The following is a 14,448-nucleotide window of genomic DNA, read 5'->3' on the forward strand; positions in this document are numbered from 1 at the left end:
CTCGCCCCTCCCCTTCCCCGAAGGTCGCCGTTTACGGACGCACCGAAAGCGTCACGCCATAGGTCCGCGGCGTGTTGGTGAAGATCTTCCAATAGGTCGTGCCGTTGCCCGGCACCGCAAGGAAGGCGGTGATGTCGTCGGCATTGACGATCTGATAATTGTTGGTGAGGTTCTTGCCCCAGATGCCCAGCGTCCAGCGGCCGTCTTCGCTCTCGTAATTCAGCCGCGCATTGAACGTCCGCCCCCGGGTGTCGTTGTGGAGATTGTCGTAAAGGCGCAACGTGTTGGCATCATCGGTGGAGATCCGCGACGAGTAGTTGAAATCCGCCTGCGGTGTCAGCTTCGCGCCGCTGGCCATTTGCAGATCATAGCTGGCGCCGATGGTGAAGCTGTCGCGCGGCGCGAACTTGGCCGGATTGCCCGAATAGTCGAGATTGACCAGCGGATCACGCAGATCGGTATAATTACCCACTAGATGCGTGTAATTCCCCGTCAGGCGCAGCCCATCGATCGGACGCAGCACCGATTCGATTTCCCAGCCCTTCATCTTGAGCGTGCCGTTATAGGTATGGGCGATGCCGCCCGCGCCCGAGAAGTTCTGGAGGTTCTTGGTCTTCTGCTGGAACAGCGCGACGTTGAAGTCGAGCCGGTTGTCGAACAGCCGGGTCTTCGCGCCGATCTCGTAATTCTGCGCTTTTTCCGGCTCCAGCGGGATCGTCGGGTTCAGGTAGGCATTGTCGACGAACCCGCCCGACTTGAAGCCCTTCGCCCAGGTCGCATAGAGATTCACATTGTCCATCGGGCGATATTTCACGGTCATGCGCGGCGTAAACGCATTCCACGTCTTGCCCCCCGACGCGGTCACCTCGCCCGGGAAGCCGAACCCAGGAATCGCGCCCGGATCGGTCGTTGAGAAGGCATGATAGTCGATCTTCTTGCGATCGGAGGTGTAGCGCCCACCCGCGACCAGCGAGAGCCCGTCGACGACCTCGAACGTCGCTTCACCGAACACCGCGAGGCTGCGGACATTGCCATCCTGCATGCGAGTGATGTTGGTGACGCCGGGGTTGCGGCGCACGCTGGCGTTCACCGCGGATCCGGGCAGCGGGCTGTAGAAGAAGATGTTGGTCGTCGAGACGTCGGCGGACAGATAATAGGCGCCGACCACGTAGGAGAGCCGCCCCGGCGCCGAGGCGAAGCGCACCTCCTGCGTGAAGCTGCGATTCTTCACCACCTGCCGGCGATCGAACACCGGCACCACCGTCGCCACCGGCACATCGTCGTTGATCGCGCGACTGTCGTTCATCCGATAGCCGGTGATCGAGGTCAGCGTGCCGCCCAGAACCTCGAGATCACCGCGCAGATAGCCACCGCGCAGCCGCTGGCGATAGGGGGAGCGGGCGAAATCATTGTTCGTCCACTTGTCGTCATCATAGTCGCCGAAGGTGGCGGGGATGCGCTGGACGCCGCCAATGCCGAGGCCGATCGCGCCACCATTGCCGTCCGTATAGTTATAGTCGCCCGACAGGACGATGCTGAGCGTCTCGGTGGGCTTGAACAGCAGCTTGCCGCGCACCGCGATCCCGTCGGTCTTGCCATAGCTACCGCTCTGGTTTGGCGTGTCGATGAGGCCGTCGGACGATTCGGAGCTGAACGCGAAGCGGGCGGCGATCTTGTCGTCGACGAGGACGCCGTTCACCATCCCCTCGGTGCGGACATAGCCTGCATTGCCAGCGGTTACCTGGCCGAACCAGTCGGTGCGCATTTCCGGATTGTTGGTGATGACCGCGATCGCGCCGCCGACCACGTTGCGGCCGAACAAGGTACCCTGCGGCCCGCGCAGCACCTCGACGCGCTGGGTATCGAAGAAATTGGCGTTCAGGTCATTGTTGAACACATAATAGACGTCGTCCATGAAATAGGCGACCGGCGTGTCCAGCGTGGCGGTGCGGAAGGTGGAGACATTGCCGCGGATCGCGACGATCGACAGCGACTTGTCCGCCGTGTTGATGGTGATGCCGGGCATCTGCTGGGTCAGCGCGGCCGGGCTGAAAACCTGCGTCGCTCGAAGCTGCTCACCCCCGAACGCCGCGATCGAAAAGGGCACTTCGCGCACCGTTGACGATCGGCGCTCCGCGGTGACGATGATGTCCTCGGGCAGTGCGCTGGCCGGCGCGGCAGCGTCCGCCGCGGCGGCCGGCTGGGCATCCTGCGGTGCATCCTGACCGTCCTGCGCGATCGCCGGCGCGGATGCCAGCATGGCGGAGATCGCGCACATCGCGGACATGGTTTTGAAGCTGAAAGGCACTGGCTGGTCTCCCCTAAACGTCGCGGCTTGGTGCCGCCTGGCCACCGTGAAGCAGCAAAATGGAACCACGTGCAACAGCATCATCCCGATTATTGAATGGTCCGACCACATTCCGATTGGGGCCGCAGCGCGCCAGCTTCTAGCGAGGAAGCACGGATTTCACGCGCTTCGATCCAGCCGGGTCGGGGCGAGGTTGAACAACAAGGGTATGAGGAAGAGGCTGAGCCATGCAGTCCAGTGATAGCGCCGACATGACGAGGGTGGGGCCGGGCACGGTCATGGGCACGATGATGCGCCAATATTGGCTGCCCGCCTGCCTGTCATCCGAAGTGACCGCCGATGGCGATCCCGTGCGCCTGATGATCCTGTGCGAGAAACTGATCGCCTTCCGCGACAGTTCCGGCCGCGTCGGCATCATGGATCATCGCTGCCCGCACCGCTGCGCGTCGCTGTTCATCGGCCGCAACGAACAGAACGGCATCCGCTGCGTCTATCATGGCTGGAAGTTCGACGTGGACGGCAAGTGCGTCGACATGCCCTCCGTCCCCGCCCGGATGGACTTCAAGGACAAGGTCCACGCCAAGGCCTACAAGACGCACGAGGCCAATGGCCTGATCTGGGTCTATATGGGCGAGAACCAGTCCGCCCCGCCGCCGCTTCCCGAGATCGAGGCGACGATGCACCCGGATGCGGAGATCTGGTGCCTGCAGCGCGACTGCAACTGGCTGCAGGCGCTGGAGGGCGATATCGACACCAGCCATGTCGGTTTCCTGCATGTCGGCTCGATCGAGGCGGACGATCTGGACGAGGATCATCCGATGCGCCCGACCGTGCTCGACCGCGCGCCCGAATATGAGGTCGCGCAGTCGGACTGGGGCGTGATGTATGGCGGCTATCGCCCCAATGACGACGGCCAGATGAGCTGGCGCGTCGCGCACTACATGTTTCCATTCTGGACGCAGACACCGAACAACCGCTTCGCCACACGCGCCATCGCCCGCGCGTGGGTTCCCATGGACGACGAGCATTCGATGCTGTTCGACATCACCTGCGGCGTCGATGCGGGCAATCCAGCCTATACCTCCACCTTGAAGGACGGCACGCCGCTGTTCGCGCCGCTCGCCTATGCGCCCAACACCACGGACTGGTTCGGTCGCTGGCGGTCGCCCGACAGCGAGAAGAATGATTGGGCGATCGACCGCGAATCGCAGCGCAACGGCACCCAGTTCACCGGCATCCCCAACATCACGATGCAGGACCAGGCGGTGACCGAGAGCATGGGGCCGATCACCGATCACAGCTTCGAGAATCTGGCGCCCACCGACCAGATGATCGCCCGCGTCCGCCGCCGCGTGCTGCTCGCCGCGCGCGCGCTTGCCAACAAGGGCACGCTGCCGCCGGGTATCGAGGATCCAGGCGTGTTCTATCGCGCGCGGGCGGGATCCTTCCTGCACGATCCGAACGACACGCTTGCCAATGCCTACAAGTCGGCGCTGGCGAAGGCCGTGCGCTGGCCCGAAAAGATCGAGGCGGCCGAATAGGATGATGAACCGCGGGCCGGCGCGATCCATGCACCGGCCCCACCGATGAGGATGATGGGGTGACGAAGAGCATCGCGGCTTGTCCGGCCCGCCGATCCATGGCGCACCGGCCCTGCCAAAAGACGCATCGCACCGGATGGAGAGGCTGATGCGCGCACGTTTGAAGAATATCCGCTGGGAAGCCGAAGGCATCAACAGCTACATATTGGAGCCCGTCGGCGGCGGGCTGATGCCGCCGTTCGAGCCCGGCGCCCATGTCGACGTCCAGCTTTCGCCCGGCCTGGCGCGCAGCTATTCGCTGGTCAACGACCCCGCGATCCGCGGCTATTACGAGATCGCCGTCCACCACGCGATCGATAGCCGCGGCGGATCCCGCCACATCCACGAGCAATGGCGCGTCGGTGAGATCTTCGACATCTCCGAGCCCAAGAACAATTTCCCGATGGTGGAGGATGCCAGCCACACCGTGATGATCGCGGGCGGGATCGGCATCACGCCGATGCTGCCGATGATCGCGCGCCTGGAAAGGCTCGGCCGAAGTTGGGAACTCCATTATGTCGCGGCCACGCCGGAACGCGCCGCCTATGTCGATCGCCTCTCCGACCATGACCGCGTCGAGATCGTTTATGACGGCATCCCCGGCGGCCAGCGGCTCGACCTGAAGGCGATCTGCGCCGCCGCCCCCGCCGACGCGCACCTCTACTGCTGCGGCCCCGGCGGCATGCTCGACGCCTTCGTCGCGACCAATTGCGATCGACCCAAGGGCCACGCCCATATCGAATATTTCTCTGCCGAGACCGACGTGGCGAGCGATGGCGGCTATACGCTGGAACTGGCGAAAAGCGGAAAGACCATCACCGTCGAGGAAGGCGAGACGATGCTCGACGCGCTGCTCGGCGCCGGGGTCGATATCGGCTTCGCCTGCGCCGAGGGCGTGTGCGGCACCTGCGAGGTCAAGGTGCTGGGCGGCGTGCCCGACCATCGCGATCATTTCCTGACCGACGAGGACAAGGCGGCAAACCGATCGATCATGGTGTGCTGCTCGGGATCGAAGACCGCCAACCTCGTCCTCGATCTCTAGCGCTAAGGGAGCACAGCCGCACTTTCCGTTTCTTCAATAACAAGACGCCGGTCTTATGGCGCGACGATCCAACGATATGGCCGAAAACGGCCCCAGCCTGAGGAGATGATCTTGGCGGTCGCCATCACAGAGGGCAGCGCGAAAAACATGCTGGACGACCTGCCGATGTCGTCCTTCCAGATCTGGTCGGTGCTGATGATCGCCGCGACCGTCATCCTCGACGGGCTCGACAACCAGATGCTCGGCCTCGCCGCGCCCTCGCTGCTCAAGGAATGGGGCATCGGCCGCGACGCGCTGGGTTCTGTCTTCGCGCTGGGCTTCGTCGGCATGGCGATCGGCACACTGACCTCGGGATGGGTCGGCGACCGCTTCGGCCGGCGCGGCGCGCTCATCGCCGGCGTCGCCATCTTCGGCATCGCCACGCTGCTCACCGGCTTTTCCAACGCGCTCTGGCAGGTCGCCTTGCTCAAGACGCTGGCGGGCGTCGGCCTCGGCGGCGTGCCCGGCACGGCGAGTGCAATGATCGCAGAGTTCACGCCGGTACGCTGGCGCAGCGTCGCCGTGACCTTCGGCGTCGTCTGCGTCTCGATCGGCGGGATATTGGGTGGCGTCGCCGCCGCGCTCATCCTGCCGGGGCTCGGCTGGCGCTGGCTGTTCTACATTGGCGGCGTCGTCACCCTGCTGTTCGTCGCCTGGCTCTGGCAGATCCTGCCCGAATCTCCACGTTATCTGGCCGAACGGCCTGACCGCGCCGGCGAACTCGACCGGATCCTGCGCCGCATCGGCCATCCCGATCCCGCCTCCGTCGCCCACGCCCCCCGCACGGTGGGGGAGAGCGCCCGATACGAGCCGATGAGCAACCTGTTCAACGCCGCGCTGCTGCGCGATACGCTGGCGCTGTCGGTGGCGATGTTTTCCGGCATGTTCATGATCTACCTGATGTTCAACTGGGCACCGACGCTGCTGACCAGCGCCGGCTTCGGCCTGCAGACCGCCAGCCTCGGCCTCACCAGCTTCAACATGGGCGGCACGATCGGCGCGATGATCGCGTCTCTGGGGATCATCCGCTTCGGATCGCGCCCGGTGCTGATCCTGATGGCCGTGGTCGGCGCCGCGGTGTGCACCGCGCTCGCGCTGTTGCCGATCAGCGGCGGGCGCAACGAAGCCGCGGTGCTGGCCGGTCTCGGCGCGCTGGGCCTGTTCGCCAGCGCCGCGCAATCCGCGATGTTCGCGCTCGGCGCGCATGCCTTCCCTACCGGCCTGCGCGCGCGCGGGCTCGGCCTGATGGGTGCCGCCGGCCGGGTCGGCGCGATCGTCAGCGCGGTTGCCGGCGCGATGCTGATCGACGGCGGCAATCTCGGCTTCTTCGGCGCGCTCGCAGCCCTGCTGCTCGTCAACGCGCTGGGCTTCATCGCCGTGCGGGGCCACGTTCCCCGCCTCACGCCCAAGGACGCGCAGGCATGAACGACATGTTCGATTATGACTATATCATCGTCGGCTCGGGTTCGGCCGGCAGCCTGATGGCCAACCGCCTCTCCGCCGATCCCTCCAACCGCGTCGCGCTGGTCGAGGCGGGCCCCTCCGACCGGAAATGGCCGGTCAACCTCAAGACCGCGATGCCGGTCGGCAACATCTTCCTGCTGCCGCACGAGAAATATAATTGGAAGCAGCAGCTTCGGGGGAATGTGGCGATCAACGGCCGCCAGATCAACTTCCCGCGCGGCAGGCTGTTCGGCGGGTGCAGCGCGATCAATGGCGGCGTCTATATCCGCGGGCAGAAGGCGGATTATGACGGCTGGGCGGCCGCCGGGAACCGGAACTGGTCCTATGCGGATGTGCTGCCCGCCTTCACCGCGGTCGAGAATTATGCCGGCCCCGATCGGCCGTGGCACGGCAAGGGCGGCGAACTGGACGTCCAGAAGCCGAAGAGCTGGAACCCCATCGCCACTGCCATCGTCGACGCCGCGGCGGAGGCCGGACATCACCGCAATGAGGATTTCGCCGGCGAACGGCAGGACGGTTTCGGCCGCTATGACCTCAACCAGCGCAACGGCACCCGCCTGTCGAGCGCGCGCGCGTTCCTGCACCCAGCGCTGAAGCGCCCGAACCTCACCGTCCTCGACGAGACGATGGTCCGCCGCATCCTATTCGACCGGGGGCGAGCGGTGGGGCTGGAGATCGAGAAGGGCGGTGCCCGCAGCACCATCGCCGCCCGCCGTGAGATCATATTGAGCGCAGGCGCGACCAACTCGCCGCAACTGCTGATGCTGTCGGGCATCGGTCCCGCGGATCATCTCCGCGAGATGGAGATCGAGGTCCTCCACGACCTGCCCGGCGTCGGCGCACATCTGCAGGATCACCCGACCGTGCATATCGCGATGGAGAACCCTTCCACGGAATCCTACGCCATCTCCGCCAAGGCGCTGCCCCGCATCCTCGCCAGCCCGTTCCAATATCTGTTCGGACGCAAAGGCATGCTGGCATCGAACGTGGCCGAATGCGGTGGCTTCTTCAGTACCGACGGCAGCGGCCGACCCGATATCCAGATCACCTTCCTCGTCGGCCTCAAGATCGATGCGCGCGCGATCCCCCGCCGTCACGGCTATATGGCGTTGATCCAGTTGCTGCGCCCGAAGAGCGCCGGGTCGGTCAGGCTGGCCAGCAACCGGCCGGAAGACAAGCCGGTGATCGACCCCAATTTCTTCGCCGATCCCTATGACATAAAGACGCTGATCGCCGGCTTCCGCGAGGCGCGCCGCATCTTCGCACAGCCCGCGCTCACAGCAATGACCGGCGCCGAGATCGAACCCGGCGCGCAGCACCAGAGCGATGAGGAGATAGACGCGGCGCTGCGCAGGATCGTCAACACCGCCTATCACCCCACCGGCACCTGCAAGATGGGTCCGGACCATGACCCCATGGCGGTGGTTGACGACCGCCTGCGCGTGCGCGGCGTATCGGGCCTGCGCGTCGTCGACGCGTCGGTGATGCCGGAGATCATCAGCGGCAACACCTCCGCCCCCACCATGATGATCGCCGAGCGTGCCGCTCGCTTCATTCTGGATGACGCCGTCACATCCAATATCGCCGCCTGATCGCGGCCCGGAGACGATCGATGAAAATGATGACCATCCCGCCCCGCCCCGCCCTGCTCGACATGCCGGAGCAGGATATGCTGATCGGCGGCCGGCGCGTGCCCGCGCTTTCGGGCAAGCGCTTCGAAACGCGCAACCCCGCCACCGGCGCGCTGCTCGCCACTGTCGCCCAGGGCGATGCCGAGGACGTCGACCGCGCGGTAAAGGCCGCGCGTGCCGCCTTCGAAGGCCCGTGGCGCCGGATGAAGCCGGTGGAGCGCCAACGCATCCTCCTCAACCTCGCCGATCTGGTCGAGGCGCATTATGAGGAACTGGCGATGCTCGACACGCTGGATCTGGGGGCGCCCTACAGCCGCACGATCATGGGCAAGGCGCGCGCGGGCGCGCTGCTGCGCTATTATGCGGGCCAGGCGACGTTGATCACCGGCGACACGATCGACAACAGCGCTCCCGGCGACGTGCTGTCGCACACGCTGAAGGAGCCGATCGGCGTCGTCGCCGCGATCAATCCGTGGAACGGCCCCATCGGCATGTCGGTGTGGAAGGCGGCGCCGGTGCTGGCCTCCGGCTGCACCTTGGTGATGAAACCCGCCGAACAGACTCCGCTCTCCGCTCTCCGCTTCGGAGAGCTCTGCCTGGAAGCGGGCGTGCCGGAAGGCGTGATCAACATCATCACCGGCCTCGGCGATGCCGGCGCGGCGCTCTCCAGCCATCCGGACGTGGACAAGATCGCCTTCACCGGCTCGACCGGCGTGGGCCAAAAGATCCTCCAAGCCGCGGCTGGGTCGATGAAGCGCGTGACGGTGGAACTGGGCGGAAAATCGCCCAACATCGTCTTCGCCGACGCCGATCTCGACAAGGCGGTTCCGGCGGCCGCCATGGCGGTGTTCGCCAATAGCGGTCAGATCTGCTCGGCGGGCACCCGCCTGTTCGTCCAATCATCGATCCACGACGATTTCATGGAGCGCCTCGCCGCCTTCACCAAGGGCATCCGCGTCGGCGATCCGCTCGATCCGGAAACGCAGATCGGCCCCGTCGTCTCGGCGGTGCAGATGGACAAGATCCTCGCCTTCATCGACGGCGCGCGCAGCGAGGGCGCGCGTCCGCTGACTGGCGGCGGCCGCCTGTCCGGCGCGGGCCTCAACGACGGCTATTTCATCGAGCCGACGATCTTCAGCCATGTCGGCGACGACATGACGATCGCGCGCGAGGAGATTTTCGGCCCCGTCCTCTCCGCCTTCTCCTTCGACAGTGTGGAGGAGGTGCTCGTCCGCGCCAACGCTACCGACTTCGGCCTGGGCAGCGGAGTGTGGACCCGCGATCTCGCCACCGCGCACCGCATGGCGCGCGGCATCCGCGCCGGGTCGGTCTGGGTGAACTGCTATCAGATGCTCGATCCGGGCGTGCCGTTCGGCGGCTACAAGATGAGCGGCTTCGGCCGCGAATCCGGCCCGCACCATATCGAGGATTATCTCGAGACCAAGGCGGTGTGGATCAAGCTGGACTGAGCGGTTCAGACCCAGCCCGATTGCCGCAGGTCGGGCTGGCCGGCTTCCGCCCGTTCACCCTTCGCCGCGTCGCCCAGCATGTCGAGGAAGCGCCGCTGGGTCGCGGTCGGCCGCCAGCTCCGCCGGGTCGTGATCCCAACCACGCGCTTGGTGCCCTCCAGCGGCGCGCCGATCTGGGTCAGCAGCCCGCTGCGGATCTGCAGCGCGACCTGGTCCGGCGAGAGCAAAGTCAGGAAGTCACCCTCGGTCAGCAGCCGGCCGATGATCATCACCGAGCCGCACTCGATCGGCGTCGCCGGCATCTTGCCCTGGCCGAAGAGCTTCTCCCATTGCTCGCGCAGCGGCGAATTGGCGGGCGCGACGATCCACGGATAGGTGGCGAGTTCCGCCATCGTCGGCTGCGCCGTCCGCGCCAGCGGGTGCTGGCTGCCGGCGGCGATCACCAGCCGGTCCTCCGACAGCGGCATCTGATAGAGATCGGCGATTTCATGCGGCCGCAGCGCGCCGACGATCATGTCGATCACCCCGTCGCGGAGCGGCTCGACCAGTTCGCGCCAGCTTCCTTCCAGCACCTTGAACGCCGCGCGCGGGTCGCTGCGCGCCATCCGCGCCATCGCGGCGGGCACCAGATAGGGGCGCGACAGGGGGAGCGCCCCGAACGCGATCAGTTCGCTGCCGCTGCCGCTGTCCCGCCCGATATCGGCGAGCGCGGCGACGATCTCCGCCACCGCGAGCCTCGTGCCGCGCGCCAGCCTCTTGCCGGCGGGGTTGAGCCACACCGCCCGCCCGCGCCGTTCGACCAGCTTGCCGCCGATCATCTGCTCCAGATCGCCGACCGCGCGATGCACCGCCGTCTGCGACATCGCGCCGCTGCGCGCGGCCGCGGCGAAGCTGCCCGCCTCCGCCAGCGCGAGGAAGGCGCGAAGCTGCGTCATCGTCATCAGCCGCTCGGGATATTGGAACACGCCCGACAGCCCCTTGGCCGCCTGCGACAGATGATCGAGCGCGGCGCGCGCGCGCCCGATTACGATCTCGCCCATCGGCGTCGGCACCATCCCGCCGGAGCGCCGCTCGAAGAAGGTATAGCCGAACTGGCGCTCCAGCTTGGCCAGCCCCTGTGTCAGCGCGGGCTGCGAGAGGCTGACGATATCGGCCGCGGCGGTGATGCTGCCATGCTCATGGATCGCCAGCAGCGCGCGCAGGTGTCGCAGGTTCAGGTCGAACGGGTCGGTCGCCATGGATTGTCGCTCGCATCCTCCTCCCGCGCTCTGACGTCATCGGGTGCCGCCATCCTAGAGCCGGACCGGGCGAACGCCAGCCTTTCTCCAAAAAGCCAATGGACCGACCATTAGATTTAATGGTAGGACCATTCCAACGAGATGCCGACCGCATCCAAAGGATTCGAACGAGAAGGAGGCTGCCGCGTGGATTTCGAACTGCCCGACGACATCAAGGAATTCTGCGACGTGACGCGCAGCATCGTGCGTGACCTGCTGCCGCACGAGATCGAATTCCAGGAAACCGGCAAGGTACCGCCGATCGTCCGCAAGACGCTGGTCGAGAACGGCTATTTCGGCATGGCGCTGCCCGAGCAATATGGCGGCCTCGGCCTCGGCACGCTGGCGCAGGCGGCGGTGCAGATCGAGCTCGCCCGCCTGCCCCCGCAATTCTGGACCGAGCTGCGCCCGCTGATGGGGCCGGGCGCCAAGAACATCGTATATCACGCCTCCGAGGCGCAGCGCGAACAACTCATCCCCGGCATGGTCTCCGGCGAGATTCCGATCGCCTTCGCCCTCACCGAGCCCAATAGCGGCTCCGACCCCGGCTCGATGCGCACCACCGCCGTCCGTAATGCCGATGGCTGGGTGATCAACGGCTCGAAGACGTTCATCTCCAACGGCAAGAACGCCAAATATGTGATCGTCTACGCCTATACCGACAAGGCGGCCGGACCGCGCGGCGGCATCTCCGCCTTCCTGATGCCAGCGGACACGCCCGGCTTCCGCGTTACCGGCACGATCGAACTGATGGGTACCGCGACGCCCGGCGTCTACGAGCTGAGCTTCGACGAGTGCCAGGTCGGCTCGGACGCGCTGATCGGCGAGGAAGGACGCGGCTTCCATTACGCGCTCGAAGGGCTCAACGAAGGCCGCATGAATGTCGGCGCGACCGCGATCGGCATGGGCGAGTTCGCGCTTGAACTGGCGATCGAGGAATCGAAGGTCCGCCCCGCCTTCGGCGGCGTCATTTCCGACTTCCAGGCAATCCGCCATTATATTGCGACCATGGCGACGGACATGCGCGCCGCGCGGCTGATGCTGCTCGATGCGTGCTGGCGCTATGATCAGGGCGACAAGAGGCGCGAGCTCGCCTCGATGGCCAAATTGTTCGCAACCGAGGCGGGCAGCCGCACCGTCGACACCGCGGTGCAGATCTTCGGCGGCAACGGCTATTGCCGCGGCTTCGTGGTCGAGCGGCTCTATCGCGATATCCGCATCACCCGCATCTATGAGGGCTCTTCGGAGATCCAGCGCAACACGATCGCGCGCGAATTGCTGCGCTGATCGCCGGAGCGGGAGGGGCTGGCCCCTCCCGCCACTTCCCTAAAGCAGATCGCCCTTGGCGCGGAGCGCTCCGACCTCGGCATCCTCCACCCCAAGTTCCGCCAGCACCGCGGCGCCATCCGCGCCCAGCCCGGCGACATAATCGCGGGCCTCGGCACGTGATTTGCTCATCCGGAACGGCGGATTCGGCACGCGGAACCGGCCAGCACCGTCCCCGATCTCGGCCAGTGCGCCGCGCGCTTCGAGTTGCGGATCGTCGAGCAGTTCGCCGATCTCGCGATAGCGCGCGCAGGGAACGCCATGACGTGAAAGGATCTCCTCGGCCTCTTCGGCACTATGGCCGAGCGTCCATTGCTCGGTCAGCGCGAGCAATGTCGCCCAGTTGGCGTTGCGATCCGCATTGGTCAGGAAACGCGGATCCTCGCGCCATTCGGGATGCCCCACCGCGTCCGACAATTGCTCGAAATTGCGCGGGCTGGTCGGCGCCACCATGATGAAGCCATCGCTGGTCCTGAGCGGCGTGTAGAGCGGCCGCCGCGCATCCCCCGGGAACTGCGCCTCCTGCGTCTCGAACACCAGCATGCCGACCATCGCCTCCAGCATCGATAGGTCGATATGCTGGCCGAGGCCGGTCTTCTCGCGCTGGTAGAGCGCCGCCTGGATCGCTCCGAAGGCATGGGTGCCGCCCAGCACGTCGGCAATGAAGATGCCGCTGGTCGCCGGTCGGTCGGCGCCGTCCTGATAACGCAGATTGACCATATCGAAGCCGCTCGCGGCATGGATCACCGGGGCATAGGCCGGGTACAGCGCCTTCGGCCCGGTCTGGCCATAGCCCGAGATCGAGCAGTAGATGAGCCGCGGATTGATCGCCGCCAGCGCTTCGGGATCGAGGCCGAAGCGCTTCATCACGCCGGGCCGGAAATTCTCCACCAGCACGTCGCAGCTTTCCACCAGCCGCCTCATGAGCGCGACGATCTCGGGCGATTTCAGGTTGCAGGCGATGCTGCGCTTGCCCGCATTGAGATTGCCGAAATAGGTGCTGTAGCCATCGCGCCGGGGCGGCCGCGCGCGGACCTGATCGCCTTCCAGCGATTCGACCTTGATCACCGCGGCGCCCAGATCGGCAAGCATCCGCGTCGCGAACGGCCCTGCCATCACGCTGGTGAAATCCAGCACGCGCACCCCGTCCAGCGCGCCGCCCATTGCCTTCCCGTTCTCGTCAGCCATGCCTCGCCCGCCGCTATAGGACCATATATTTAATGGTCCTACCTATTGCATGCGACGTGGGGACGGTCAATCGGCGGCGGCGCTGCTCAGCGCTTCGCTGCCTTGCTGTTCTTGCGGACATGGCGATGCACGCGTTCGAGATGCTTGCGCATCTCGGCGACCGCTGCCGTTTCATTCTTGTCGCGCAGATGGCGCACGAGCTTGAAGCGCGATTCGATCAGCGATTGCTGCAACGTCTCATAATCCGGCCCCTGGACGAATTCGTGCAGGATGGCCGACAGCGAATCGACGAAGATGCCGAAGATGCGGTTCTTGGTCGCACGCGCCAGCACGCCATAATATTCGGCTGCGCACTGATAGCGTGCCTCGACGCTGGTTTCCTGCCGGGTGCGCTCGGCGATCGCCTCAAGCTCGGCAAGGTCCGCCGCGGTCGCCCGTTCGCAGGCGAGGCGGACGATGATGTCCTGCAGTGCCAGCCGCGCCTCGGTCAGTTCGTTGAGCGAGATGTCTCCCAGATGGACATAATCCTGCATCGCCTGGACAATCCGGTCTGGCTCCGCGGTCTGCACGAACGCCCCGCCCTTCACCCCCTTCACGTTGCGGATGATGCCCGCCACCTCAAGGCTGCGCAGCGCCTCGCGCAGCGCGCTGCGGCTCACCTGGAATTCCACCGCCAGTTCACGTTCGGCGGGCAGTTTGTCGCCGGCCTTGAGCGTGCCCGCCGCCAGTTGCGCCCGGATCTGCTCGCAGATCACCTCGAAGGCACGCTGCGTCTTGATGGGGGCGAAACTCGGCCTGCCCGGTGATGTCGTTGCCATGCGATACGCTCCGAATGAAGTGCGCCGAAACTACATCCGTGCGCGCGAAAGGCGCAATGGCCGGACCGAAACGAGATTGACAGCCTTAACCATTATACTAATGGTCCTACCATTCATGCGAGGAGGGAGCGTCATGAAGATCCTTGTGCCCGTGAAGCGGGTTATCGATTATAATGTGAAGCCGCGGGTGAAGATGGATGGTACGGGCGTCGACCTGGCCAACGTCAAGATGTCGATGAACCCGTTCGACGAGATCGCCGTCGAAGAGGCGATCCGCCTGAAGGAAAAGGGCGCCGCGACCGAGAT

At 65.6% G+C, this 14,448-nt stretch carries 10 protein-coding genes and 1 pseudogene; 7 read left to right on the forward strand and 4 right to left on the reverse strand.

Features of this window, described 5'->3' with window-relative positions:
* Positions 1–31: 31 nt before the first annotated feature.
* Positions 32–2,260 carry a TonB-dependent receptor gene (locus FHS96_RS15095; RefSeq protein WP_429593017.1) on the reverse strand — a complete coding sequence of 743 codons (2,229 nt, stop codon included), beginning with the start codon at positions 2,258–2,260 and terminating at the stop codon, positions 32–34.
* 275 nt (positions 2,261–2,535) lie between these two features.
* On the opposite strand from FHS96_RS15095, the gene FHS96_RS15100 reads away from it, so the two are divergent.
* The 5 genes from FHS96_RS15100 (at position 2,536) to FHS96_RS15120 (ending at position 9,533) form a co-directional block, all read left to right on the forward strand.
* Entirely contained in the window at positions 2,536–3,849 is a 1,314-nt protein-coding gene (locus FHS96_RS15100) for a Rieske 2Fe-2S domain-containing protein (RefSeq protein WP_429593020.1), read from the forward strand.
* A 148-nt stretch (positions 3,850–3,997) separates the two neighbouring features.
* Entirely contained in the window at positions 3,998–4,930 is a 933-nt protein-coding gene (locus FHS96_RS15105) for a PDR/VanB family oxidoreductase (RefSeq protein WP_429593024.1), read from the forward strand.
* Positions 4,931–5,041: 111 nt separating this feature from the next.
* On the forward strand, positions 5,042–6,394 hold the full coding sequence (locus FHS96_RS15110) for an MFS transporter (protein WP_429593026.1): 1,353 nt from the start codon (positions 5,042–5,044) through the stop codon (positions 6,392–6,394).
* Positions 6,391–8,025, forward strand: a complete 1,635-nt coding sequence (locus FHS96_RS15115) for a GMC family oxidoreductase (RefSeq protein ID WP_429593029.1) — start codon at positions 6,391–6,393, stop codon at positions 8,023–8,025. The genes FHS96_RS15110 and FHS96_RS15115 overlap by 4 nt, the downstream gene beginning before the upstream one ends.
* Before the next feature lie 20 nt (positions 8,026–8,045).
* On the forward strand, positions 8,046–9,533 hold the full coding sequence (locus FHS96_RS15120; RefSeq protein WP_429593032.1) for an aldehyde dehydrogenase family protein: 1,488 nt from the start codon (positions 8,046–8,048) through the stop codon (positions 9,531–9,533).
* 5 nt (positions 9,534–9,538) lie between these two features.
* Here the strand turns inward: FHS96_RS15120 and FHS96_RS15125 are convergent, their stop codons facing one another.
* Positions 9,539–10,771: a LysR family transcriptional regulator gene (locus FHS96_RS15125; RefSeq protein WP_429593035.1), complete on the reverse strand. Its 1,233-nt coding sequence runs from the start codon at positions 10,769–10,771 to the stop codon at positions 9,539–9,541.
* Between the two features lie 186 nt (positions 10,772–10,957).
* Between FHS96_RS15125 and FHS96_RS15130 the strand changes: the two genes are divergently transcribed.
* The gene (locus FHS96_RS15130; protein ID WP_429593038.1) at positions 10,958–12,097 is read left to right on the forward strand and encodes an acyl-CoA dehydrogenase family protein; all 1,140 of its coding nucleotides are present in this window, start codon (positions 10,958–10,960) and stop codon (positions 12,095–12,097) included.
* A 39-nt stretch (positions 12,098–12,136) separates the two neighbouring features.
* Here FHS96_RS15130 and FHS96_RS15135 read toward each other — a convergent pair whose 3' ends face one another.
* Positions 12,137–13,324: a CaiB/BaiF CoA transferase family protein gene (locus tag FHS96_RS15135; RefSeq protein WP_429593041.1), complete on the reverse strand. Its 1,188-nt coding sequence runs from the start codon at positions 13,322–13,324 to the stop codon at positions 12,137–12,139.
* 86 nt (positions 13,325–13,410) lie between these two features.
* Positions 13,411–14,142 carry a FadR/GntR family transcriptional regulator gene (locus FHS96_RS15140; protein WP_429593044.1) on the reverse strand — a complete coding sequence of 244 codons (732 nt, stop codon included), beginning with the start codon at positions 14,140–14,142 and terminating at the stop codon, positions 13,411–13,413.
* 133 nt (positions 14,143–14,275) lie between these two features.
* Here FHS96_RS15140 and FHS96_RS15145 point away from each other — a divergent pair.
* Positions 14,276–14,448: pseudogene (locus tag FHS96_RS15145) on the forward strand (electron transfer flavoprotein subunit beta/FixA family protein); the annotation flags it as partial.

It is taken from the genome of Sphingomonas zeicaulis, from assembly GCF_050433225.1.
GTDB classification, from domain to species: Bacteria; Pseudomonadota; Alphaproteobacteria; order Sphingomonadales; family Sphingomonadaceae; genus Sphingomonas_D; species Sphingomonas_D zeicaulis.

Coding starts and splice junctions, on each gene's coding strand:
- FHS96_RS15115 (WP_429593029.1), top strand. CDS start 6,391: ATGAACGACATGTTCGATTATGACTATATCATCGTCGGCTCGGGTTCG.
- FHS96_RS15135 (WP_429593041.1), bottom strand. CDS start 13,324: ATGGCTGACGAGAACGGGAAGGCAATGGGCGGCGCGCTGGACGGGGTG.
- FHS96_RS15140 (WP_429593044.1), bottom strand. CDS start 14,142: ATGGCAACGACATCACCGGGCAGGCCGAGTTTCGCCCCCATCAAGACG.
- FHS96_RS15105 (WP_429593024.1), top strand. CDS start 3,998: ATGCGCGCACGTTTGAAGAATATCCGCTGGGAAGCCGAAGGCATCAAC.
- FHS96_RS15095 (WP_429593017.1), bottom strand. CDS start 2,260: ATGCTGGCATCCGCGCCGGCGATCGCGCAGGACGGTCAGGATGCACCG.
- FHS96_RS15100 (WP_429593020.1), top strand. CDS start 2,536: ATGCAGTCCAGTGATAGCGCCGACATGACGAGGGTGGGGCCGGGCACG.
- FHS96_RS15120 (WP_429593032.1), top strand. CDS start 8,046: ATGAAAATGATGACCATCCCGCCCCGCCCCGCCCTGCTCGACATGCCG.
- FHS96_RS15125 (WP_429593035.1), bottom strand. CDS start 10,771: ATGGCGACCGACCCGTTCGACCTGAACCTGCGACACCTGCGCGCGCTG.